Here is a 22,117-nt window from a genome sequence, read left to right on the forward strand (position 1 = left end):
TAAACCGCGCTGCGAGAATTGGGTGCAGCCAGCGCGGTGCGCAGACTGGTATGCATGACGAATGGCGTCGGAGTGGGGGCGGGCGACGGATCGATGATCCATATCGCCGGCGATCCCGAAGGGAAACGGACGGCCGCTGCAGACCGGCATAGTCTAGCGGATAGTTGAGTTCCGTACCAAATCCCCCTGTTCAGCTTGGAGACGCCAGCGCCGAAGTATCCGGAGCTACCCGGCGCCCGTCGCAATCCGTAGCGACCGGCCGTTGGCCGGGCGACCTTCGCGGGCGACCACCCCAGCATCATTCGCATGGGCTATCGTCGTTCTGGCGCAGTGCGACTTGGATTGACCGCGCATTTGATTACACTTGAAACCTATTTTCGCGATTCCGGATACCCACCCATGAAGCTTGGTTCTTTGAAGGAAGGCGGCCGCGACGGCACCCTGATCGTGGTCTCTCGCGACCTGCGCCACGGCGTGCGCGCCACCGGCATCGCCACCACGCTGCAGCAGGCGCTGGAAGACTGGTCGCACTTGGCGCCGCGCCTGAACGCGCTGTACGAATCGCTCAACGACGGCAGCGCCGACGGCGTGTTCGACATCGACCTGCAGGCGCTGGCCGCGCCCCTGCCGCGCGCCTATGAATTCGTCGATGGCAGCGCCTACCTGCCGCACGTGGCGCGGGTGCGCCGTGCGCGGGGCGCCGAAGTGCCGGAGAGCTTCTACACCGATCCGTTGATGTACCAGGCCACCAGCGCCGGCTTCTACGGCCCGCGCGACGCGGTCAAGGTGGTCAGCGAGGACTACGGCATCGACCTGGAGGCGGAGATCGTGGTGATCACCGACGACGTGCCGATGGCCGTGACCCCGGAACAGGCCGCCGGCCACATCCAGCTGGTCGGGCTGGTCAACGACGTCTCGCTGCGCAATTTGATTCCCGGTGAGCTGGCCAAGGGCTTCGGGTTCCTGCAGTCCAAGCCGCGCTCGGCGCTGTCGCCGGTGTTCGTCACCCCCGATGAGCTGGGTGAGGCCTGGCAGGACAGCAAGGTCCACCTGCCGCTGCTCACCCATATCAATGGCGAATGGTTCGGCGCGCCGGAAGCCGGCGTGGACATGCAGTTCAACTTCGCCCAGCTGGTTGCGCACGCGGCCAAGACCCGTCCGTTGGGCGCCGGTGCGATCGTCGGCTCGGGCACCATCGCCAACGAGGACACCAGCAAGGGCGCCTCCTGCTTCGCCGAACAGCGCACGGTGGAAACCCTGCGCGACGGCAAGCCGAGCACGCCGTTCATGTCCTTCGGCGACGTGGTCCGGATCGAGATGCTAGACGCGGCCGGCGAGAGCATCTTCGGGGCGATCGAGCAGCGCATCGAACAGGCCGCCAAGCCCTGAACGCGGCCACCGCCACCGACGAGAGCGCCATCGAACTGTTCAGCTACTGGCGGTCCAGCGCGGCGTATCGCGTGCGGATCGGGTTGAATCTCAAGCAGCTGCCGCACCGGATCACCCCGGTGCACCTGGTGCGCGATGGTGGACAGCAGCACAGCGCGGCCTACGCCGCGCTCAACCCGCAGGAACTGGTGCCCACGTTGTGCCATGACGGGCAGGTGCTGCAGCAGTCGATGGCGATCCTGGAATACTTGGACGAGCTGTTCCCGCTGCCGGCGCTGCTGCCCGACGATGCGGCCGGGCGTGCGCGGGTGCGCGGTCTGGCACAGTTGGTGGCGTGCGATGTGCATCCGCTCAACAACCTGCGGGTGATGCAGTTCTTCAGCGACACCTGGAACGTGCCGCAGGTCGAGCGCGATGACTGGACCCGGCACTGGATGCGGGTGGGGTTCGACGCGATGGAGCGGATGCTGGTCGAATCGGTCGATACCGGCCGTTTCTGCCATGGCGACAGCCCGAGCCTGGCCGACTGCTGCCTGGTGCCGCAGCTGTACAACGCGCGCCGCTTCAACCTGGACCTGGAGCCGTACCCGACCCTGGCCCGGATCGATGCGGCGTGCCTGGCCTTGCCGGCCTTCGACACGGCGCGCCCGGAAAACCAGCCCGACGCCGCCTGACCGGCGGTAACGCGCAGGGTAGTGCCGGCCGTTGGCCGGCTCCTCAACAGACTGGATCGAAACCGCACCGGTAGAGCCACGCCATGCGTGGCTCCCCGATCACCCCTCAGAACCCGTGCGTGATCGCCGCCGGCGCACTGTTGGCCGAGAAATCCGCGTAAGGATCGTGCTCGCCACTGCCACCTTCGGACAGCCGGAACTTCAACGCCAGGCCATCGCGCGAGTCGGCCGCGCGCAGCGCTTCCTCCTGCTCGATGATGCCGTTCTTGGCCATCCGGAACAGGCACTGGTCGAAGCTCTCCATGCCTTCTTCCAGCGAGGCTTCCATCGCAGCCTTGATCTCATGCACCTGGCCGCGGCGTAGCAGGTCGCGGATCATCGGGGTGTTGATCAACACCTCGGTGGCCGGCAGGCGACGCCCGTCCTTGCCCTTCACCAGGCGCTGGGACACCACCGCGCGCAGGTTCAGCGACAGGTTCATCAGCACGTTGCGGTGGGCGCTTTCCGGGAAGAAGTTGAGGATGCGCTCGATGGTCTGGTCGGCGTTGTTGGAGTGCAGCGTGGCCAGGCACAGGTGCCCGGTTTCGGCGAAGGCGATGGCCGCCTCCATGGTTTCGGCATCCAGGATCTCGCCGATCAGGATCACGTCCGGCGCTTCACGCATCGCGTTCTTCAGCGCGTTGTGGAAGGCGTGCGTATCCAGCCCGACCTCGCGCTGGTTGACGATGGACATCTTGTGCTTGTGCAGGTACTCGATCGGGTCCTCGATGGTGAGGATGTGCCCGGTCGTGGTGCTGTTGCGGTGGTCGATCATCGAGGCCAGCGAGGTCGACTTGCCCGAACCGGTCGAGCCGACCACCAGCACCAGCCCGCGCGGGGTCATGATGACGTCCTTGAGCACCTGCGGCAGGTTGAGCTCTTCGATGCTGGGAATCTTGCTGCGGATGGCACGGATCACCATGCCCACCTCACCGCGCTGCTTGAACACGTTGACGCGGAAGCGTCCGGCCTCGGCCAGGGCGATGGCCATGTTGAGCTCCAGCTCGCGCTCGAACTCGGGCACCTGGCCCTCGTCCATCAGCGAGTAGGCGATCTTCTTGACCATTCCCGGCGGCAGGCCGGTATTGCCCAGCGGGTACAACTTGCCCTCGATCTTGATGTATACCGGTGCTCCGGTCGTCAAGAACATGTCCGAAGCGTTCTTTTCGGTCATCAGCTTCAGGAAATAGCCGATATCCATGCGAAATGTTTCCCCAACAATCGGCCGCGTGCCATTGCAAGCACGCCGCAGGCTTCCGACAATGGCCGCGCTCCTACTTCTGGCGACGGCACCCCCAATGAATCCTAGCTTCGCACAAATACGACGTGTCCCGTACCGGACGCTGCTGATATGCGTGACGGTGTGCACACTCGCGTTCGCAGGCGCCGCCCAGGCGCAGGACGGCGCGCTGGAGCTGATGCAGGCCCGGCAGGCGGTCGACAAGGCCACCCAGGCCGATGCCGACCAGTACGCCCCGGACCTGATCGCCGTGGCCCGACAAGGGCTTGAACAGGCCCAGCGCGCGGCCGGCGACCGCCGCGAGCGCAAGAACGCCCCGGCCCTGGCCGTTCGCGCCACGGTCGATGCCGACCTGGCCCGCGCCCGCAGCGAGGAGGCCACGGCCACCGCCCAGCTGCAGCTGCGCCGCAATGAGGTGACCCAGCTGCAACGCCAGCTCGCCACCGGGGAGAACCGTTGATGAAGGTCGCGCCGATGAAGTCCCCGACGTTGCGTGCCTCCACCCTGCTGCTGGCCGCCAGCCTGGCGCTGCCGCTGCTGGCCCGGGCGGCCGAAGACCCGGCCGTGGCCCAGTTGAGCCAGCGGCTGATGGCCATCCAGGCCAACCCCGATGCGGCCCAATTGGGCGCCTTCGAGCGGCTGCAGGCCCAGCAGGCGGTCGCGGAGCTGGCCAAGGCCAAGCGCCGTGATGTGGACCAGGCCCGTTACCTGGCCGAGCGCCGGGTCGAGATCGCCGAAACCAGCGTGCGTGCCGCGCTGGCCCAGCGCGAGGTCGACCAGCTCGAACGCACCCGCAGCGAGCTGCTGATCGAAGCCAGCCGCCGCGATGCCCAGCGCGCCCGCCAGGAGGCCGAACGCCTGCGCGTGCAGGCGCAGATCCAGGCCGAGGAGAGCGAGCGCCTGCGCGTGGCCGCCGAACAGGAAGCCCTGGCCCGCCAGGATGCCGAAACCGCGCTGACCAGCGTGGCCGGCAAGCAGACCGCGCGCCTGAGCGCAGCCCAGCAGAGCGCGGCCAAGCTGGCCCGCGAAGAGGCCGAACTGGTCTCGGGCAACAAGCTGCCGGGGTCGAAGTTCGACACCCGCGGCGAGGTCTTCACCTTCAACGGTGATGCCTTCGCCGCCGGCAAGGGTGCTTTGTCGGCCGGGGCCAAGGGCCAGGCCAAGGCGCTGGCCGAGTACCTCAACATCGGCAAGAAGGGTCGGGTGCGGATCGAGGCCTATGACGCCGCCGCCGGGGTGGGCGATCAGCGTGCCCAAGCCCTGCGCGACGCGCTGGTGGCCGCGGGCGTCAGCGCCAGCCGGCTGCAGGTGAGCGGCAAGAAGGCGGCGGCGACCAAGGCGCGTTCGGCCGAGGTGATCATCGCGCCCTGAGGACAGGTTGGTGGTCGACCGCGACCGTTGGTTGTGATGCAACTGCTTGTTTTCGTTTAATTTTCGTTGTTTCGCGTGTTCAGCCTGAACCTCTGCTGGGCCACGTCGAAAATTTCAGATGAAACGCTTGAAGACCCTCCGGAGCAGGCGTAGGGTCAGTTGTCCGGGTGGCCTTCCGCGACCCGGACGATTGGAGGGCCGGGCCGATGAACCGAGGGCTTGAACCACAGCAGTCTGCAGTCCGGGCAGTCCCGGTTGCACGTGCAGGTTCGGTCGCGGTTCGTGTCCGGCGTTCCACCCAAAAGCAACGCCCCGTGCCGTGAGGCCGGGGCGTTCTTGTTTCTGCAAGAAGCGATAGGAGGTTCATCATGTTCGAAGGTCAGCCCCAGAGCGAGATCGATGCACGCCGCAAGCGTGACCCGGAATTCAAGGCACTGTACGAGCGGCACCAGAAGTTGAACAAAAAGTGCATGGATGCCCAGCTGGGTGTGTTGCCGATAGACGATCTGACCCTGGGCCGGATGAAGCGTGAGAAGCTGCTGGCCAAGCAGAAGCTGGAACGGATGTACGACTCCCCCATGCATTGAGCCCTTTGGGTACCGGCCTACGGTCGGTACCTTCCCCCGTCGCCGCGGGCGGCGTCCGTCTCCTCGTCGGGGGACGCCGTCCGCGTCGTTCTGTGCAGGGCCTTGTGCAGCAGGCCCTTCGTCGGCCGCCGACCGCCGTAGATCGCGGCAACCTGACTTTCTCCGCCAACCGTCGGATAATCACCGGTCCGGCCGCATTGCGGCGCGAATCGATGTGAACCGATGGCAATCCATTCCTCCGTACTTGAACTCATTGGCCAGACCCCGATCGTCAAGGCCCAGCGCCTGGGCACCGGCGTCTGCGAGCTTTATCTCAAGCTCGAAAGCGCCAATCCCGGAGGATCGATCAAGGATCGCATCGGCCTGTCGATGATCGAAGCCGCTGAAAAACGCGGTGACCTCAAGCCGGGCGCGACCCTGGTCGAGGGCACCGCCGGCAACACCGGCCTGGGGCTGGCGCTGGTCGCCCAGCAGAAGGGCTACAAGCTGATCCTGGTCGTACCCGACAAGATGAGCCGCGAGAAGATCTTCAACCTCAAGGCGATGGGCGCCGAAGTGCGCCTGACCCGGTCGGATGTGGCCAAGGGCCATCCGGAGTACTACCAGGACATGGCCCAGCGCGTGGCCGAGGAAACCCCGGGCGCGTACTTCATCAACCAGTTCGGCAACCCGGACAACCCGGCGGCGCATGAGTTCGGCACCGGTCCGGAGATCCTGGCACAGATGGACGGCGACCTGGACGCGATCGTGTTCGGTTGCGGCAGCTCGGGCACCATGACCGGCCTGTCGCGCGCGTTCGCCACCGCATCGCCGAAGACCGAACTGGTGCTGGCCGATCCGGTCGGCTCGATCCTGGCCGAGTACATCAACGACGGCGTGCTCAACGACAAGTCCGGCAGCTGGCTGGTGGAAGGCATCGGCGAGGACTTCCTGCCCTCGATCGCCGACTTCAGCCGCGTCACCAAGGCCTATGCGATCAGTGATGCCGAGAGCTTCCATACCGCGCGCGAGCTGCTGGGCAAGGAAGGCATCCTCGGCGGCTCCTCCACCGGCACCCTGCTGGCTGCCGCGCTGAAGTACTGCAAGGAGCAGACCACCCCGAAGAAGGTGCTGGTGCTGGTCTGCGACACCGGCAACAAGTACCTGTCCAAGATGTACAACGACTACTGGATGCTGGACAACGGCTTCCTGGAGCGCCCGCAGTCGGGCGACCTGCGCGACCTGATCCTGCGCCCGTACGGCCAGCGCGACACCGTGGTGATCGGGCCGAAGGACCTGCTGACCACCGCCTACCAGCGCATGAAGCTGTACGACGTGTCGCAGTTGCCGGTGATGGACGGCGACCAGCTGGTGGGCATCGTGGACGAAAGCGACGTGCTGTTGCATGTCTACGGCGACGAAGCCCGCTTCCGCGACCCGGTCGCCACGGCGATGGTCAGCAAGCTGGACCGGCTGGACGTGAAATCGCCGATCGAGGCCCTGCTGCCGGTGTTCGACCGCGGCCAGGTCGCCATCGTCATGGACGGCACCGCCTTCCTGGGCCTGATCACCCGCATCGACCTGCTGAACTACCTGCGCCGCCGGGTCCAGTAAACCGCCCCGCGCCGGCCGCAGCTGCTCTGAATCAGCGTTTATCCGCGTCAACGGTCAATTAAGCCGCCGCTGATAGACTTCCGCTCCTTTTGCGGGAGCCCCTACGGGGGGCTCTCCATTGCTGGGAAACAACATGTCCGACCACGCTTCCTCCGGGCACGGCAACCGTGCGCTTGCCCTGGCTACCCTGGCCATCCACGGCGGACAGTCGCCCGATCCGAGCACCGGCGCGGTGATGCCGCCGATCTACGCGACCTCCACCTACGCCCAGTCCAGCCCCGGCGAACACCAGGGCTTTGAGTACTCGCGCACCCACAATCCCACCCGCTTCGCCTACGAGCGCTGTGTGGCCTCCCTGGAAGGCGGCAGCCGCGGCTTCGCGTTCGCCTCGGGCATGGCCGCCAGCTCCACGGTGATGGAGCTGCTGGACGCCGGCAGCCACGTGGTGGCGATGGACGACATCTACGGCGGCACCTTCCGCCTGTTCGAGCGCGTGCGTAAGCGCACCGCCAACCTGAAGTTCAGCTTCGTGGACCTGACCGACCTGGCCGCCTTCGAGGCCTCGATCACCGCGCAGACGAAGATGGTCTGGATCGAAACCCCGACCAACCCGATGCTGAAGATCGTGGACATCGCCGCGGTGGCCGCCATCGCCAAGCGCCATGGCCTGATCGTGGTGGTCGACAACACCTTCGCCTCGCCGATGCTGCAGCGCCCGCTGGAACTGGGCGCGGACCTGGTCCTGCACTCGGCCACCAAGTACCTCAACGGGCACTCGGACATGGTCGGCGGCATGGTGGTGGTCGGCGACAACGCCGAGCTGGCCGAGCAGATGGCCTTCCTGCAGAACTCCATCGGGGGCGTGCAGGGCCCGTTCGACAGCTTCCTGGCCCTGCGCGGCCTGAAGACCCTGCCGCTGCGCATGAAGGCTCATTGCGCCAACGCGCTGGCCCTGGCCCAGTGGCTGGAGACCCACCCGGCGGTGGAGAAGGTGATCTACCCCGGCCTGACCTCGCACCCGCAGCATGAACTGGCCACGCGCCAGATGAACGGCTACGGCGGCATCGTCTCGATCGTGCTCAAGGGCGGATTCGCGGCGGCCAAGCGCTTCTGCGAGAAGACCGAGTTGTTCACCCTGGCCGAGTCGCTGGGCGGGGTGGAAAGCCTGGTGAATCATCCGGCGGTGATGACGCATGCGTCGATCCCGGTGGAGCGCCGGGAGCAGCTGGGGATCAGTGATGCGCTGGTGCGGCTGAGCGTGGGGGTTGAGGAGTTGGGGGATCTGCAGGTGGATCTGGAGCAGGCGCTGTTGGCTGGGAACTCCTGATCGATGCAGAAGCACGCCAACCTGCTGTTCCTGTTCCGCCAGCTGCTGGGGCGTGAGCTGGCCGCCCGTTATCGCACTACCACGTTGGGCGTCCTGTGGCTGGTGCTGCAGCCGGTGCTCATGCTCTGCGTTTACACCCTGGTCTTCAGCGGCGTCTTCAAGGCACGCTGGGCAGGGGCCGAATCGACCGGTGACTTCGCCCTGATGCTGTTCGCCGGGCTGGTGCCGTTCACGCTGTTGTCCGAGGTGCTGGTTACCGCTCCGGGGATCATCGCTGGGCAGCCCAACTTCGTGAAGAAGGTAGTGTTCCCGCTGCCGGTGCTGTCCATGGTGAAGGTGGCGGCCGCGCTGACGACCGCTGGGATCGGCTTGCTGATCCTGCTCGTCGCGCAAACCTGGCAATCCGGCCTGCCCTCGGCCTGGGCGCTCACCGCGCCGCTGATTCTGCTGGAAATGACCCCGATGCTGCTGGCGATCGCCTGGTCGTTGTCCGCGCTGGGTGTCTATCTGCGCGACATCGGCCAGTTCGTCGGCATCCTGAGCAGCGTGCTGCTGTTCCTGAGCCCGATCTTCTTCCCGGCCAAGGCGATGCCTCCAGCCGTGGCCGGGCTGATCCACTTCAATCCACTGGTGACCCCGATCGAACAGCTGCGCGCGGTGACGGTCCAGAATGCGGCGCCTGACCTGGCTGTGCTGCTGCCCCACTTCACGCTGTCGGTGATCTTCGCGCTTGTCTCCTACGCTCTCTTCCGTCGCCTTTCGCGCGGATTCTCGGACGTCCTATGAACAGCCCACTTCCCGCTGAAACGGCAACCCTTGCCGACGCGGCGATCGAAGTCCTGAATGTCACCAAGGACTATCCGGTCTACGCCAGCCCGCGCGATCGCCTGATGTCCCTGCTGCGGCCGTCCGGTGATCGCGCCAGCCGTACCTTCCGTGCTCTGGATGGGGTCAACCTGGTCGTGCCCCGCGGCGAGACCGTTGGCATCATCGGCCGCAACGGGGCAGGCAAGTCCACCTTGCTGCAGATCCTCTGCGGGACGGTCCGCCCGACCTCCGGGTCGGTGAACATCCATGGCCGTTTCGCGGCGCTGCTCGAACTCGGCGCGGGCTTCAATCCGGATTTCTCAGGGCGCGACAACGTCTACCTGAGTGCCTCGCTGCTGGGTCTGAGCCGCAAGGAAGTAGACGACAAGCTTGAGTCGATCATCGCCTTCGCCGACATCGGCGATTTCTTCGATCGGCCCGTAAAAACGTACTCAAGCGGCATGTACGTGCGCCTCGCGTTCTCGGTGGCCATCCATACCGAGCCGGACGTGCTGATCATCGACGAAGCGCTGTCGGTGGGTGACATCCGCTTCCAGATGAAATGCCTTGCCCGGATCGAGCAGATCCGCGCGCGCGGCGCCACCATCCTGTTCGTCTCGCATTCGCTGGAGCAGGTAAAGCGCTTCTGCCAGACCGCCCTGTGGCTGGAAGGCGGCAAGGTCAAGCTGCATGGCGAGGCCAGTTTCGTCGCCGATCGATTCCGCGACTATGAACTGGGGCGCGAGCAGGCAAGTGAGGCGGCGGCCGAGACGTGTCGTGCGCCACGCCCGGATAGCATCCCCGCGCACCTGGAGACGGTTGCGTTGAGCACGGACATGCTCGCGCCATTCGAGCCGTTGAGCGTGGACATCAGCTATACCGTGGTCGACGACGCGGTGCAGGGTCTGTTGCTCGGCGTGGCGATCAAGGGCATGGATGGTTTGCACATCTTCGGTCCAAATACCTATCTGGAGCGCGTGCAGATCCCGACCTCGCGTGGGTCGCACCGCGTCACCTATCACATTCCTTCGATGACCCTGCTCACCGGCACGTACCGTGTCGATGTGGGCCTGTTCACCGACAAGGGCCTGGTCTGCCTGGACTACCTGTCCGAAGCCAGCGTATTCACCGTGGCTGCGCCCTATTTCAGCGAAGGCGTGGTCTATATCCCCCATGAGTGGAAGGTCCATGACGTCGACGCTTCTTGATATCCCGTTCGACCATTACCAGCGTTACGCTGCGGCCGCACACCTGCTCCAGACCCTGGGGCTCGACGCGCCGAGCGTGCTGGAGGTAGGGGCCAATCGGCAACGCCTGCTGGGCCAGTTCCTTCCGCAGGCGACCTTCCTGTACACCGACCTTCACGTTGAGGGTGACGAGAAGGACTTCGTTGTCGCCGATGCAACCGCGCTGCCGTTTACCGACCAGCAGTTCGATGCGGTGGTGTCCCTGGACGTGCTTGAGCATATTCCCGCCGATCTGCGCACGCGCGCCATCGCAGAAATGGCGCGTGTTGCAGGTCGCGCCGTGATCGTCGGTTTTCCGCCCGAGCGGCCCTGGGTGGAGCAGGCCGAGGTGGAGGCCAACGGGCGTTGGCATGAGTTGTTCGGTGAAGATTACGTGTGGCTGCAGGAGCACAAGGAGTTCGGCCTGGTGCAGACGGCCGAGGTCGTGCAGACCTTCGAAGCCGCCGGCATGGAAGTACTGCGCTTTGGCCAAGGCAATGCCACTTTGTGGGCAAGCTTGATGGGCACGCATTTCATCAAGGTCAAGTTCCCCGAGCTGGAACCCTTGGTGGAAGCGGCCGATCGCCTGTACAACAGCCGGGTTTTTGCCGGCGACCATAGCGATGAGCCGTACCGCGAGTACTACGTTGCCGTGCGCCGTGACACCGATGCCGCGCGCCTGCGGGCCAATCCTCCCTTCCAGGCCGGGTCGGACGCGGAAGCGACTGCCCTGCTGAGCGGGTTGGCCAAGGGCCTGCGCGCTCTGGGGCTCCGTGCCAACAACGCGGAGCGCGAATGGGAATCCACGGCCCGGATGCTGGACGCCTACATCGCAGACTTGGCGGTAGCCAAGCGCGAATGGGGCGCTGCTGCCAACTACGCCCAGCAGTTGCAGGCAGCCAAAGACGAAAGCGATGCAGGTTGGCTGGCCCGTGACGTCGAGAGCCAGACGGCCCTTCAGCACGCCCGGGAAGAGCTCCACGCAATGGTGCAGACCGTCTCCCAGCGCGACGAGCAACTCGCGCAGGCCGAGCAGCGTCTGCTGCAGGAGCGCGAGCAGCAGGATCAGGCGCGCCGCAGGCTGGAAAGCCAGCGGGCGGACGATGCGGCCGCCTACACACGGTCGCGCAGGAAATGGAAGCTGGTGATGCTGGCACTGGGGGTCGGCGGACTGCTGGCCGGCTACGCCGCCGCATGGGTCACGTTGTGAGTCGGCCTGTCTACGTGCGTGCCCAGGCACCGAATAAAAAGGGAGTTATCTGATGCTGTCCAAACTGAGCAACGTGCTCAAGGCGATCTACTGGAGCGTCCGCCGTGCACAGGGCCAAGGTGTTTCCGCAGGAAGCATCTTCTCTGCGCTTGCGCGTGCCTCGCGCAAGGGGCCGCGACAATTGGTGCGGGCGATCCTTGCCTATGCCAATGGGCCGCAGACCCCGCCGAACCCGCTTGCGCCTGATGCGTATGCGCAGTGGCTGGCCGCCCAGCGACCGGTGCCGGTACCGGCCGACGCCGGCCTGATCAGTGTGGTGATGCCGGTCTGCAACACGCCGGAGAATTTCTTGCGCGAGGCCATTGCCAGCGTGCAGCAGCAGACCTACCGGAACTGGGAAATCTGCATTCACGACGATGCTTCCGACCAACCGCATGTCGCCTCGATCCTCGCCGAACTGCAGCGCGAGATCCCCAGGTTACGGGTGACCCGTTCGGCGCAGCGCAGTGGCATTGCAGCGACCACCAACGCGGCGCTCGCGCAGGCCAGCGGTCGTTGGGTGACGTTCCTGGATCATGACGACCTGCTCGAACCCGACGCGTTGGCCTCGGTCGTCGAATGCCATGTCCGTACCAACGCCGATATCGTGTACTCCGACCATGACGTGCTGGGTGATGATGGACGCCTTCGTCACCCGTATTTCAAGCCGGACTGGAACCATGACCTGTTCATGGCGCAGATGTATCTGGGTCATTTGGTCAGCTTCGAGCGCAACTTGATCCAGCGCCACGGCGGTCTGGACAGCAGCTGCGATGGTTCGCAGGATTACGACCTGGTCCTGCGCTGCGTGGCTGACGGTGCGCGTGTAGCCCACGTGCCGCGCGTGTTGTACCACTGGCGCGCCCATGCCGGCTCGACGGCCGCCAATGCCGGTTCCAAGCCCTACGCGCACGATGCCGGCAAACGCGCGATCCAGCGTCATGTCGATGTGCTCTACCCGGGTGCCCAGGTGGACGATGGCAAGCAGCTTTTCTGCTACGACGTCCGCTACCCGATCCTCGCGCCTGCGCCGATGGCCAGCATCATCATCCCGACCCGCGACGGACTGGACCTGCTGCGCACCTGCGTCGAATCGCTGCTGGCAATGACCGACTACCCGGCCTACGAGATCATCGTGGTCGACAACGGCTCTACCCAGCCCGAGACGCTGGCGTGGTTGCAGGTGATGTCGCAGCGCGGTGATTTCCGGGTCATCGACGCCGACGTGCCATTCAACTGGTCGGCGCTGAACAACCTGGCTGCCGCCCAGGCACGTGGCGACGTGCTGGTGTTCCTGAACAACGATACCGAGGTCATCAAGGGCGACTGGCTTCAGCGCCTGGTGGAGAATGCGTTGCGCCGCGATGTCGGTGTCTGCGGTCCACTTCTGCTGTACGGAGACCGGACCATCCAGCATGCCGGCGTTGTGATCGGCATGGGCGGCTGGGCCGACCATGTCTTCAAGGGCGAGGTGCCCCAGCACAACCAGAACCTGTTCGTGTCGCCGGTGCTGCAGCGTCAGGTGCTGGCCGTCACCGGCGCCTGCATGGTCATTGCCCGCGACAAATTCGAGCAGGTCGGTGGCTTCGACGAATCGTTCATCGTGTGTGGCAGTGATGTCGAATTGTGCCTGCGTGCCTATGCCGCCGGCTTCCATACGGTCTACGTGGCCGAGTCTTCGATGATTCACCATGAATCCAAGACGCGCGATCCGCGCGCCATCCCGGAGAGCGATTTCGTGCGTTCGGCGCAGGCTTATTCGCCGTACCGCGAAGAAGGCGATCCGTTCTACAGCCCCAACCTGGATTACATGGCGTCCTCACCGCGCCTGAAGCGGAGCGAGGCATGAGTCGTCTGGCTTCGCTCCTGCGACGTGTCGCCGGTCGTCTCGAGGCCGGTGGCCCGGCCAGTGTGGCCCCGGCCACCAGCGTCGGGGAAATAACGCCTTGTGATGCGCGCCACGACCCGTGGCAGGGCAGGCGGCTGAACCTGGTGCTGCCCTCGATCAACCGCCGGCACTATTTTGGCGGCATCCATACTGCAGTGTTGATCTATCGGGAGCTGTGCCGGTTCTTCCCCGCCTCGCGCATCATCCTGGTGGACAGCGAGCCAGATAAGGAGGCGCTGTCGCGCTTCGCCGACCATACCCTGGTGTCCGCCGGCACCACGTCCGATGCACAGCGCCAGATCGTTCCGTTCAGTGACCGCTATGGCAAAACCTTGCCGGTTGCGGGCGAGGACATCTGGGTAGCCACCGCGTGGTGGACGGCATATGCCGCGCAGCGGCTGTCGGCTTGGCAGGGCGCCAACGGCGGGATCGACCGTCCAATGGTCTACCTGATCCAGGATTTCGAGCCTGGCTTCTATGCATGGTCCAGCCAGTACGCGCTGTCGCTCAGCACCTACCGGTGCGACCGTGACATCGCGATCTTCAATACCGGCCTGCTCGCCGACTTCTTCGCCCATCACGGCATGCGGTATGCAACTGCCAGCGTATTCGAGCCGGTGCTGCATGACGGCCTGCGTACTGCCTTGGCCGAGGCGCGCAATGCCAACACCGCGCGCGAGCGGCGGATCGTCGTCTATGCGCGCCCGGGGACCCCGCGCAACGCGTTCGAGCTGATCTGCGAAGGCCTGCGCCTGTGGGGCTGGAAGGATCCGCGATCGGCCCAATGGCAGGTGGCCGCCCCGGGCGAGATTGAAGACGACCTGGACCTGGGGCCGTTCAAGCTCAAGGCGCTGGGCAAGCTGGACATCGATGCGTACGCCGCGCTGCTATCGACGTCGTCGATTGGGCTGTCGCTGATGGTGTCCCCGCATCCGAGCTATCCGCCGCTGGAGATGGCGGCGTTCGGCATGTCGGTGCTGACCAACCGCTACGACAACAAGCGGTTGGACGAGACCGTGGCCAATGTCCATTCGCTGGCGACTATGACGCCCGAGGCTATCTGCGCGGGGCTGAGCGCACTGGTCGACGCGTGCGAAGCGCGTGGCATGATGGCCGCGCCGGTGGCCTCGGGAGACCACCCATTGATGGCGCAGGGCAGTTTCGACCGGATCGCCGCTGGCGTGGCGCAGGCTCTGGCGTAACCACATCGATGGGCGCCGGTGCACAGGGATTGGACAGGGGACGTACATTGGATGTGTTGAAAACACGCATGCGCAGCAAGCGCTGGCTGTTCCTGCTGTACCTGGTGGTGGTGGCGCTGTTTGCCAGAACCCGTTGGCAGTTCGAATTCATGCTGCTGCTTACGGTGTCGCTGCTCACGATGTCGCTGATCGGACACCGGCTGCTCACCTGGCTGGGGATAGTGCCGCAGCCGGGTGCACCGCTGCTATTTTTCAAGGCGTTGCTGGGCCAGTTCGTACTGATCGTGGCGTGGTTGTTGTGCAGCCCGCTGACCTATGCGTGGACGCAGGGCCTGGGCCTGCCATGGGCCCTTCCGTTGCTCGTGATGGGCGTGGCCGGCGCGGCAACGTGGAGCTTACTCAAGGACAGAGGGCGCGGCCTGTCGGGCGGCAACGTTGCGCCAGGATCGGCATTGGCATGGGTCCCGGCAGTGCTGGGCGGGCTGGTCTGTCTGAAGCTGGCTGCGTATTACTCCATGCGTGCCGGCAGCCTGGGGCTGGATACGCACCAGCACATCGCTTTCAGCCTTGACCTGTTCCGCGCCGGCTATCCCAAGCTCAGCGCGGGCAGTACGGACTGGGTGGAAAAGTACCCGAAGATGTTGCACCTGCTCACCTCCTTGTGGGCGTGGCCTGGGCTGGGCCACCACATGGGACCGTTCCTGAAGGTGCAGCCGGTGCTGCAGGCGACGCTGGCGCTGTTTGCACTGTTCGAGCTGACCGGGTGCTGGTTGCGCCGGAGCCTGGTCGATCTGCGGTTGCAGACCGCCTTCGCAGCGTTGGTGTCGTTGCTGTGGTGCTACGTAATGGTGCGCGGCACGTCGTACCTGTATCCAATGCCGGACCTCAACAGTACCGGGCGGCTGGCAGCATTCGGCGTGTTGCTCGCGCCGACCTTGTGCGCCGTGCTGTGCTGGCTGGTACCTGCACGCGCGACCCAGCTGTTGGCATGGACGTTGTTTGCGTTTGCCGGTGCGATGGCGGCAAAACTCAATCCGTCACTGGTCATCGGCTATGCCAGTTATGCCGTGCCGCTGTTTGCGGTGGTGATGCTGGTGCCGTGGTGGAAAACCGGCAGCGTAGGCGGGCGGCTGGGGCGGCCGGCGCTTGGGGTGCTTGCCGGCGGCCTGCTGGGCGGCCTGTTGCTGGCATGCGATCCGTACTACCTCCAACTGCTCGCTGAAGTAAGTCCTACTGTTCATCAGTTTGTCGAGAACACCCTCGGCTTGCGCGTGCTGGAGACCTCGCACGACATCAGCTCGGCCAGTGGCGGCCTCGCGCGCGTGTGGGAAGTGCTGCGCTGGGAACTCTGGTACGGTCCGCAGCCGGCGCTATGGGACCAGGGATTGCCTGCGGCCGCACAGATATTCAGTGCAAAGCTGCTCTGGGCGACGCGTGTGGCTGCGGTCCTATCGCTGCTGCTCAGCCTGGCCTTCATGGTGCTGTTGCCGCGCAGACAGCCACAGCGTAATGGCTTCGTGCTGCTGTTCGTGTTGCAGGTAGGTGCGTTGCTGGCCGTGGTGATCGCGCTGCGCTCGTCCAACATCATCTCGCTTGTGCTGGGCCACGAGACCTTGCAGGCCAGTCTGCTCAGCACCTATACCCAGCGCTACGTGGACCTGCTGGCCATGTACAGCGTGCCGATCCACTGGCTGCTGCTGTGCGCCACCGCCGTGCTCGGCTGGGATGCGCTGCGCTCCCTGCGCGGCGCGCCGGCTGCGGCCGACGCGGCGCCGCGTTGGGCGGGTTGGGCGGTATTACTGGTCCTGCTCGCCTGCACGTTCGCCTTCCGCAAGATCGATGTCCAGGGCCCGCCACCGAAGAGCATGGGCTGGACGCTGCCGGTCACCGAGAAGAAGGTGCGTCAGTTCCGAGCTGCCGAGGCTCGGCTGCCCAAGGACGCCGTGGTCCTGGCGCCTGCCTACAGCAAAGTGCTCAACGGCCGCGAAGACTGGGTGCTGCCGGCGGGTGAAATCGCCTCCTACCTGCCGTTTGGCGCGCGCGACTACCTATTCAACGTGCGCCTGGGCAGTGGCTACTCCTTGCAGGCCCATGACCTGGACGCCGCGTTCTGCCACGCATCGCGTGCCGACGCGCGCGCGCTGCTGCGTCGGCAGGGCATTACCCACATCATTGCCACCCGCGGCAGCGCCCGCGCACCGCTGTTCGACCGGGAGTACTGTTCGCTGAGCTATCGCGACCTGGGCATCTGGGGCAGTGAGGTGTCCGAGGGCCCGGATGGCATCGTGTTCTACCGTATCCTGCCCTGACCGATGATCCGCCGAGACACGCCGATGAGTTCCCTGCCAGTTACTTCCGTCCATCCGCCGCGCGTCGCCGTGGTCATTCCTTGCTACAAAGTGACCCGGCACATCCTCGGGGTGATCGCGGCAATCGGACCGGAAGTAACCGCCATCTACTGCGTCGATGACGCATGCCCGGAGTCGTCCGCAGACCTGATTGAGCGCCAGAACACCGACGCGCGGGTGCGGGTGGTTCGCCGGGCCGAAAACGGGGGCGTGGGCGCGGCTGTGCTCAGCGGCTATGCGCAGGCGGTGGCCGATGGCATGGATGTCATGGTCAAGATCGACGGCGATGGCCAGATGGATCCGCTGCTGCTGCCGCACTTCGTCAATCCCATCCTTCGCGGCGACGCCGATTACACCAAGGGCAACCGCTTCTGGGATCTCACCCAGATCCGACAAATGCCCTGGATCCGACGGGTGGGTAATCTCGGTCTGTCGTTCCTGGCCAAAGCCTCGACCGGCTACTGGGACACTTTCGATCCGACCAACGGCTACACCGCCATCCACGCGCGCGTGGCCGAGCGGCTGCCGGTGGAGGTCATCAGCAAACGCTATTTCTTCGAAACCGATGTGCTGTTCCGGCTCAACACCATGCGTGCGGTGGTGGCCGACGTGCCGATGGACGCGCGTTATGGCGACGAACAAAGCAACCTGAGCATCGGCAAGGTGCTGGGCGAGTTCGCGGTCAAGCACCTGCGCAATCTGCTCAAGCGCATTGCCTACAACTATTACCTGCGTGACCTGTCGATCGCCTCATTTGAACTGGTCGCCGCCGCCATCCTGTTGGTCGGCGGCGCCGCCTACGGCGGCTGGCACTGGTGGCAGGCGGCTTCGCAGGACCTGCCCTCGCCAGTGGGGACGGTTGTCCTGCCGGCAATTGCGCTGGTCAGCGGCCTGCAGTTCCTGCTGGCCTTCATCGGCTATGACATCGCCGCCGTGCCACGCCGTGCTTTGCACGGATCGCTCATTCCGCTGCGCTGAGTCGTACCGGCCCCGAAGGGGCTACGCCCCTTCGGCCGATGCGGAGTGGGTGCCGTTGATTGCACCCACTGACCCGATCCGTCGTGGCGCCTCCCCTACTGGTAGTTGAAGGCGCCGCTGCAGATGCCGGGAAGCACGATCTTCATCGGGCCCGGCGCCAGCGCCGAGCGCGGCGCATAGAGTTTGAAGGGCGCGCCGTAGTCCTTGCTGTCGGCGCCCCTCTCGGGGACTGCCAGGATACCGCGGCCGATGATCCGGTCCTGTGCGTCCAGCAGGTACAGCGTGCTCAGGCTGTGTCCCAGTCGTTCGTCCACCAGGCCGCCCTGCAGGCGTGTCCACCCTTGGGACTGAGGCAGGTCCGTGGTGACCGGGGGCACCACGCCGCAGCCTGCCGCAGGCGCATCAGCGTAGACCGTGCCAATGCTCTCGGAGGCATCGTGGATCCAAGGACTGGCGAAGATGGACAGGTCCTGTGCGGCCGCCTCGTGCGCGATCTGCAGCACGCGTGGTGAATCGGGATACGTCCACATCAGCTGTTCGTCATCGCGGGCTCCCATCTCCAGCGCCATCGCGGCGACGACCCGCTCGAAATCAGCGAGTGGATTGTGCTTGAGCGCGTTCCATTGCAAGGGCACGAAGACCAACGGAATGATGAGCAGCACGCTGGCCCAGTGACCGCGCGCCCAGGCAAAGCGCGTCGACAGGCGGGCCACGCCCAGCGCCAGCACGCAGCCGATGATGAGCAGGGCCGGCGTCGTGTAGCGGCTGGCAACGGCACTCTCCAGCCCGAAAACGATCCGGCTGGTGGCGACCGCGAATGCCGAGGCCCCGAGGTAGGCCAGGAACAGCCCGATGACCAGTTCCATATCCACCGAGACGCGGCGCCGCAGCAACGCGGCCCCGCCAAGCAACGCGGCCAGTACCGTGATCAGGCCGCCACATGCAGCGGCCAGACGGACATTGGGCGCCGCGTCGGGCACCAGGTGTGCGAACGGGCTGCCCAGGTAGGCAAACAGGAACCACAGCACGCCGCGCGGCTGGCGGCCCAGGGTGACCGCCAACGAGTCCTTGCTCGGCGACACGTAGCCATGGAAATAGAGTGCGCAAACGGCGATGGCGACCAGTAGGGCCAGGCCGCTGCGGCGCCAGCCCTGACGGCCTATCACGCAGCCGGCGAAGATCAGCCAGGAGGCGACGACGCCATTGGCCATGCTGCCGGCGGCGAGCACGCCCACGCCCAGGCTTGCGGCAAACCACCAGTGCCGCCGTTGGCCAGGGAGACTGGACTTCCATAGCAACACCAGGCCCACCAGCGGCAACAGCTGGGCAAGGAAGAACTGGCTCTGGAAGCCCCAGGTGAGGTTGTTCTCCTGGGTCCAGAGAAAAGCCAGGCCCAGGATCACCGCCATGGTGATCTTCATGCTGGTGGTGACTGGCGTGGCAATGCGCGATGCGCACCAAGCCAACAGGCCGAACACCACCGCAGCCAGCAGGTAATTGACGATCAACAGGAAGACCGCCTGGCCCCCAAAATACTTGAGGTCCAGGAAGAACAATGCACGGGCCAGCACGATGCGATGCTCGTTGTGCTGTGCCCACCATGCCGATGCATCGATCTGCTGATGCATGTAGAAGCCCAGCGAGCCATCCCACATGTCCCAGAACGGCACGGGACTATGCGCACGCGCACCGGCGATAATGCCAAGCACCGCAAAGGCCAGCGCGAGTGCGAGGCCTGCACAGAACGCGGGATTGTCCGCGAGGTAGCCGAGCACGCCGCGTCGGGAAGCGGCAGACGGTGACGTCGTCATTGACGTGGTTCCTTGGTCTTCTTGAAGGTGAGGTGCTTGTGGCCGAAGTAGCTCACGATCGCCGGCGCCGCGATGCCCAGCGCATGCGCGATCGTCTCAGGGTGGAAGGTCATGCCCAGCCAGGGGAAGACGTAGTGGGTGAACAGCAGGCTGATCAGCAACGTCTGCAGCAGGGCGAGCATGTTCACCGCTACGAACCAGAACACCTGATGGCCCAAGGGCCTGTCTGCGTCCTTGAAGACGAATGCACGATTGAGCGCGAAGGCCGTGGCCATGCCGACGAGGTAGGCAAGCACGATGGACCAGGCGTAGCCCATCACATGGCTGAAGGCAATGCGCGAACCGAAGTTCGCCACCGCCGCAAGGCCGCTGGCGACAACGAACAACATGAAACGCCGATCGATCATGGCGTGGCGTCGCCGTGTTCAGGAAAGGTCATCGGGAGTTCTCCGTGGATGTTGGGGGGGCATCGGGCGTGTGCGGCTGCGCGGGTAGATCTGCCGGTGTCAGGCGGTTGTCGAAAAGGCTCTTCTCGACCAGATGTCGGCACTGGGACGCCGACAAGGGCGCATACCAGAGGTTCTCCATCCTGCCCGTCCAATGCACGGCGGGTCCCTCGCTGGCCTGGCCGGACGTGCAGCGTCGAATTTCCGCGCGCCAGTCCAGCGGGGCGTGCGTGAGACGGCCGTAGAGCACGGTCTGGTGCAAGGGCGCCAGCAGAAGCAGCACGAACAGCACACGTCCCGGCCCGCGTGCATTGAACGCCAATTGGATCAGTATCCAGGCGAGGAATACATAGGGGTAGAAGAAGTAACGCGGTCCGGCAGTGAAGGGGTCCAGCGGATCGATGGGTACCCGGGCCGCGGCGGCCGCCACGGACAGGACGAAGCAGGCGACAAGGCCGGCCAGCACATCCGACCCCTGCCGCCTCTGCGCCCAGGCAGCCAGGGCGATGACCAGAGCAAGGGCCGCCCCGAGTCCTGCAAATAGCGCCGGCTGGCTGTTTTCCGGATGCCAGTAGAGGAAATGCCCCATGAACCGCTCAAGCAGGGGCTGGATGCCCGGCAGGGTCCGATGAGCTTCCGACGCAATCGGGTTGTACAGCACCAACGCGGCCTGCACCGCTGCCGAAGTCCCGGCCGCCAGCAGCATCCACCACTCGTTGCGTTGGCGAAGCAGCAGCGCGCGCAGACCATACAGCGGTGCCATCATGACGATCAGCGGCGAGGAAAATGCGCCGATCACCAACATCGGCATGCGCCAGCGCAGGGAGGGCGCACTACGTTCATCCCAGAACAACGGGATTACAACGAGGAATGCTGCCCACCACAGCACGTAGGCCGAGGTCGTGAACACTTCAGGGTCTGTCGGGACGGCCAGCACCGCCAGCGCGCATGCCCACGCGCCGCGCAGACGCATCGGTGCAACGGCAAGGATGACCATAACTGCGACGGTAACCAGCGCAGCCAGGCCAAGGCTGATCTCCGGCAGCCACCGGAAGGAAATCGTCACCGCAAGCGCGTTGATCAGCTTGTTGGGAATCAGGATGTAGCCGGCCACCGGGTGGAAGAATGTCGCCCAGCCGTACTCAAGGAAGTGCGGCAACAGCTCCTTGCCGTCTTCGACCCACACGTAGGGATGGCTCCACTGTGATGGTCTTCGCAGCATCATCGCCGCAAGCGTCGCAACCGAGATGCAGATTGCTGTCAGGACCGATCGTCTACGACTGCGAACTTCCCGTTCGGTCCCCGGCGCTACCGAGCCGCCAAGCCGAGAGAGCCACGGGTAGAGGATCGCCAGCAGTACCAGCGTGATGCTCACCGGAGGCCATCCACCGAATCCGCCGGCAATGCCCACGCCGATCCAGCCGAAACCCTCTTTGGTCTGGTCGCTGACGACCAATCGGCTTTCCTGCGCCTGCAGTGTCGCAGGCACGTCGATGGTCCAGCGCACCCATCGATCGCCGGCTCGTGGCAGTACGACCGCCTCGCGGTGCCCGTCCGCCCCAATCAATGCGGCGCTGATCCCGGGAGTATCACCGTAGCCGGCGATGTCCACCGTCACCGATCGCGTGCCGGGCGTTATCGGCCCGACGACGAGGTCGGCCAGATCGGCATTCTGCTGGTCGCAGAATGTGATGGCCCTGGGCGAGGCGGACGTGGATTGCTTCAGGAAGTGGGAGTAGGCCTGCGAACACCCACCAGTGATGCTGCCGCGATAGCCATCGTCCGCCAGTCCTATGCTGGCGACGACGATCGCAGCCAGCAGCAGCAGAAGCCGGACGACGGCGGTTTGATTGCTGCCAAGCGCAGCGGCCAGACGTTCGACTCGCATGTTGTTCATTCGTGTTGGTTTCGTGCATTACATGGATGAGATGGACGCCCCACC

At 65.2% G+C, this 22,117-nt stretch carries 18 protein-coding genes; 14 read left to right on the forward strand and 4 right to left on the reverse strand.

The genetic code is table 11. The features are described 5' to 3' along the window. Positions 1–399: 399 nt before the first annotated feature. Together NR101_RS08870 and maiA are read left to right on the forward strand one after the other, a co-directional pair. The gene (locus tag NR101_RS08870) at positions 400–1,389 is read left to right on the forward strand and encodes a fumarylacetoacetate hydrolase family protein (RefSeq protein ID WP_256775310.1); all 990 of its coding nucleotides are present in this window, start codon (positions 400–402) and stop codon (positions 1,387–1,389) included. A 29-nt stretch (positions 1,390–1,418) separates the two neighbouring features. Further along, a complete protein-coding gene (gene maiA / locus NR101_RS08875) occupies positions 1,419–2,063 on the forward strand; it encodes a maleylacetoacetate isomerase (protein WP_256775397.1) in 645 nt (214 codons plus the stop codon). Between the two features lie 106 nt (positions 2,064–2,169). Here maiA and NR101_RS08880 read toward each other — a convergent pair whose 3' ends face one another. Further along, positions 2,170–3,303 (reverse strand): PilT/PilU family type 4a pilus ATPase, encoded by a 1,134-nt coding sequence (locus NR101_RS08880; RefSeq protein WP_038690656.1) that lies wholly within the window; start codon positions 3,301–3,303, stop codon positions 2,170–2,172. Positions 3,304–3,457: 154 nt separating this feature from the next. On the opposite strand from NR101_RS08880, the gene NR101_RS08885 reads away from it, so the two are divergent. The 12 genes from NR101_RS08885 to NR101_RS08940 all read left to right on the forward strand — a co-directional run bounded on the left by NR101_RS08885 (position 3,458) and on the right by NR101_RS08940 (position 17,918). Beyond that, positions 3,458–3,802 carry a DUF4398 domain-containing protein gene (locus NR101_RS08885; protein WP_256775311.1) on the forward strand — a complete coding sequence of 115 codons (345 nt, stop codon included), beginning with the start codon at positions 3,458–3,460 and terminating at the stop codon, positions 3,800–3,802. A gap of 14 nt (positions 3,803–3,816) precedes the next feature. Next, on the forward strand, positions 3,817–4,713 hold the full coding sequence (locus NR101_RS08890) for a hypothetical protein (RefSeq protein WP_256775398.1): 897 nt from the start codon (positions 3,817–3,819) through the stop codon (positions 4,711–4,713). A gap of 368 nt (positions 4,714–5,081) precedes the next feature. Continuing rightward, the gene (locus tag NR101_RS08895; protein WP_256775312.1) at positions 5,082–5,300 is read left to right on the forward strand and encodes a YdcH family protein; all 219 of its coding nucleotides are present in this window, start codon (positions 5,082–5,084) and stop codon (positions 5,298–5,300) included. A gap of 222 nt (positions 5,301–5,522) precedes the next feature. Further along, positions 5,523–6,893 carry a pyridoxal-phosphate dependent enzyme gene (locus tag NR101_RS08900; protein WP_256775313.1) on the forward strand — a complete coding sequence of 457 codons (1,371 nt, stop codon included), beginning with the start codon at positions 5,523–5,525 and terminating at the stop codon, positions 6,891–6,893. A 133-nt stretch (positions 6,894–7,026) separates the two neighbouring features. Continuing rightward, complete coding sequence (locus NR101_RS08905; protein WP_256775314.1) at positions 7,027–8,220, forward strand: cystathionine gamma-synthase; 1,194 nt, start codon at positions 7,027–7,029, stop codon at positions 8,218–8,220. 3 nt (positions 8,221–8,223) lie between these two features. Next, positions 8,224–9,006 (forward strand): ABC transporter permease, encoded by a 783-nt coding sequence (locus tag NR101_RS08910; RefSeq protein ID WP_256775315.1) that lies wholly within the window; start codon positions 8,224–8,226, stop codon positions 9,004–9,006. A gap of 104 nt (positions 9,007–9,110) precedes the next feature. Next, positions 9,111–10,235 carry an ABC transporter ATP-binding protein gene (locus NR101_RS08915; protein ID WP_256775399.1) on the forward strand — a complete coding sequence of 375 codons (1,125 nt, stop codon included), beginning with the start codon at positions 9,111–9,113 and terminating at the stop codon, positions 10,233–10,235. Then, positions 10,216–11,463, forward strand: coding sequence for a methyltransferase domain-containing protein (locus NR101_RS08920; RefSeq protein ID WP_256775316.1), 1,248 nt, complete (start codon positions 10,216–10,218; stop codon positions 11,461–11,463). The genes NR101_RS08915 and NR101_RS08920 overlap by 20 nt, the downstream gene beginning before the upstream one ends. A gap of 319 nt (positions 11,464–11,782) precedes the next feature. After that, positions 11,783–13,351, forward strand: a complete 1,569-nt coding sequence (locus NR101_RS08925) for a glycosyltransferase family 2 protein (protein ID WP_306175470.1) — start codon at positions 11,783–11,785, stop codon at positions 13,349–13,351. 140 nt (positions 13,352–13,491) lie between these two features. Beyond that, on the forward strand, positions 13,492–14,592 hold the full coding sequence (locus tag NR101_RS08930) for a hypothetical protein (protein WP_256775400.1): 1,101 nt from the start codon (positions 13,492–13,494) through the stop codon (positions 14,590–14,592). A gap of 68 nt (positions 14,593–14,660) precedes the next feature. Beyond that, complete coding sequence (locus tag NR101_RS08935) at positions 14,661–16,901, forward strand: hypothetical protein (RefSeq protein WP_256775318.1); 2,241 nt, start codon at positions 14,661–14,663, stop codon at positions 16,899–16,901. Between the two features lie 24 nt (positions 16,902–16,925). Further along, positions 16,926–17,918, forward strand: coding sequence for a glycosyltransferase (locus tag NR101_RS08940; RefSeq protein ID WP_256775319.1), 993 nt, complete (start codon positions 16,926–16,928; stop codon positions 17,916–17,918). A 95-nt stretch (positions 17,919–18,013) separates the two neighbouring features. Here NR101_RS08940 and NR101_RS08945 read toward each other — a convergent pair whose 3' ends face one another. The 3 genes from NR101_RS08945 to NR101_RS08955 are packed head-to-tail and all read right to left on the reverse strand — an operon-like array spanning position 18,014 to position 22,072. Next, the gene (locus NR101_RS08945; RefSeq protein ID WP_256775320.1) at positions 18,014–19,729 is read right to left on the reverse strand and encodes a hypothetical protein; all 1,716 of its coding nucleotides are present in this window, start codon (positions 19,727–19,729) and stop codon (positions 18,014–18,016) included. Next, complete coding sequence (locus NR101_RS08950; protein WP_256775321.1) at positions 19,726–20,136, reverse strand: GtrA family protein; 411 nt, start codon at positions 20,134–20,136, stop codon at positions 19,726–19,728. Before NR101_RS08950 ends, NR101_RS08945 begins: the two co-directional genes overlap by 4 nt. 28 nt (positions 20,137–20,164) lie before the next feature. Continuing rightward, positions 20,165–22,072 carry a hypothetical protein gene (locus NR101_RS08955; RefSeq protein WP_256775322.1) on the reverse strand — a complete coding sequence of 636 codons (1,908 nt, stop codon included), beginning with the start codon at positions 22,070–22,072 and terminating at the stop codon, positions 20,165–20,167. Positions 22,073–22,117 lie beyond the last annotated feature (45 nt).

Origin of the sequence: Stenotrophomonas sp. Ste86, assembly GCF_024519465.1 — a bacterium.
GTDB lineage: Bacteria > Pseudomonadota > Gammaproteobacteria > Xanthomonadales > Xanthomonadaceae > Stenotrophomonas.

Bases quoted from the DNA above. Each gene is read 5' to 3' on its own strand.
- NR101_RS08955 (WP_256775322.1), bottom strand. From the start codon at position 22,072: ATGAACAACATGCGAGTCGAACGTCTGGCCGCTGCGCTTGGCAGCAAT.
- NR101_RS08870 (WP_256775310.1), top strand. From the start codon at position 400: ATGAAGCTTGGTTCTTTGAAGGAAGGCGGCCGCGACGGCACCCTGATC.
- NR101_RS08895 (WP_256775312.1), top strand. From the start codon at position 5,082: ATGTTCGAAGGTCAGCCCCAGAGCGAGATCGATGCACGCCGCAAGCGT.
- NR101_RS08900 (WP_256775313.1), top strand. From the start codon at position 5,523: ATGGCAATCCATTCCTCCGTACTTGAACTCATTGGCCAGACCCCGATC.
- NR101_RS08905 (WP_256775314.1), top strand. From the start codon at position 7,027: ATGTCCGACCACGCTTCCTCCGGGCACGGCAACCGTGCGCTTGCCCTG.
- NR101_RS08915 (WP_256775399.1), top strand. From the start codon at position 9,111: ATGTCCCTGCTGCGGCCGTCCGGTGATCGCGCCAGCCGTACCTTCCGT.
- NR101_RS08925 (WP_306175470.1), top strand. From the start codon at position 11,783: ATGCCGGTCTGCAACACGCCGGAGAATTTCTTGCGCGAGGCCATTGCC.
- NR101_RS08935 (WP_256775318.1), top strand. From the start codon at position 14,661: ATGCGCAGCAAGCGCTGGCTGTTCCTGCTGTACCTGGTGGTGGTGGCG.
- NR101_RS08890 (WP_256775398.1), top strand. From the start codon at position 3,817: ATGAAGTCCCCGACGTTGCGTGCCTCCACCCTGCTGCTGGCCGCCAGC.
- NR101_RS08910 (WP_256775315.1), top strand. From the start codon at position 8,224: ATGCAGAAGCACGCCAACCTGCTGTTCCTGTTCCGCCAGCTGCTGGGG.
- NR101_RS08945 (WP_256775320.1), bottom strand. From the start codon at position 19,729: ATGACGACGTCACCGTCTGCCGCTTCCCGACGCGGCGTGCTCGGCTAC.
- NR101_RS08920 (WP_256775316.1), top strand. From the start codon at position 10,216: ATGACGTCGACGCTTCTTGATATCCCGTTCGACCATTACCAGCGTTAC.
- NR101_RS08940 (WP_256775319.1), top strand. From the start codon at position 16,926: ATGAGTTCCCTGCCAGTTACTTCCGTCCATCCGCCGCGCGTCGCCGTG.
- NR101_RS08950 (WP_256775321.1), bottom strand. From the start codon at position 20,136: ATGATCGATCGGCGTTTCATGTTGTTCGTTGTCGCCAGCGGCCTTGCG.
- NR101_RS08880 (WP_038690656.1), bottom strand. From the start codon at position 3,303: ATGGATATCGGCTATTTCCTGAAGCTGATGACCGAAAAGAACGCTTCG.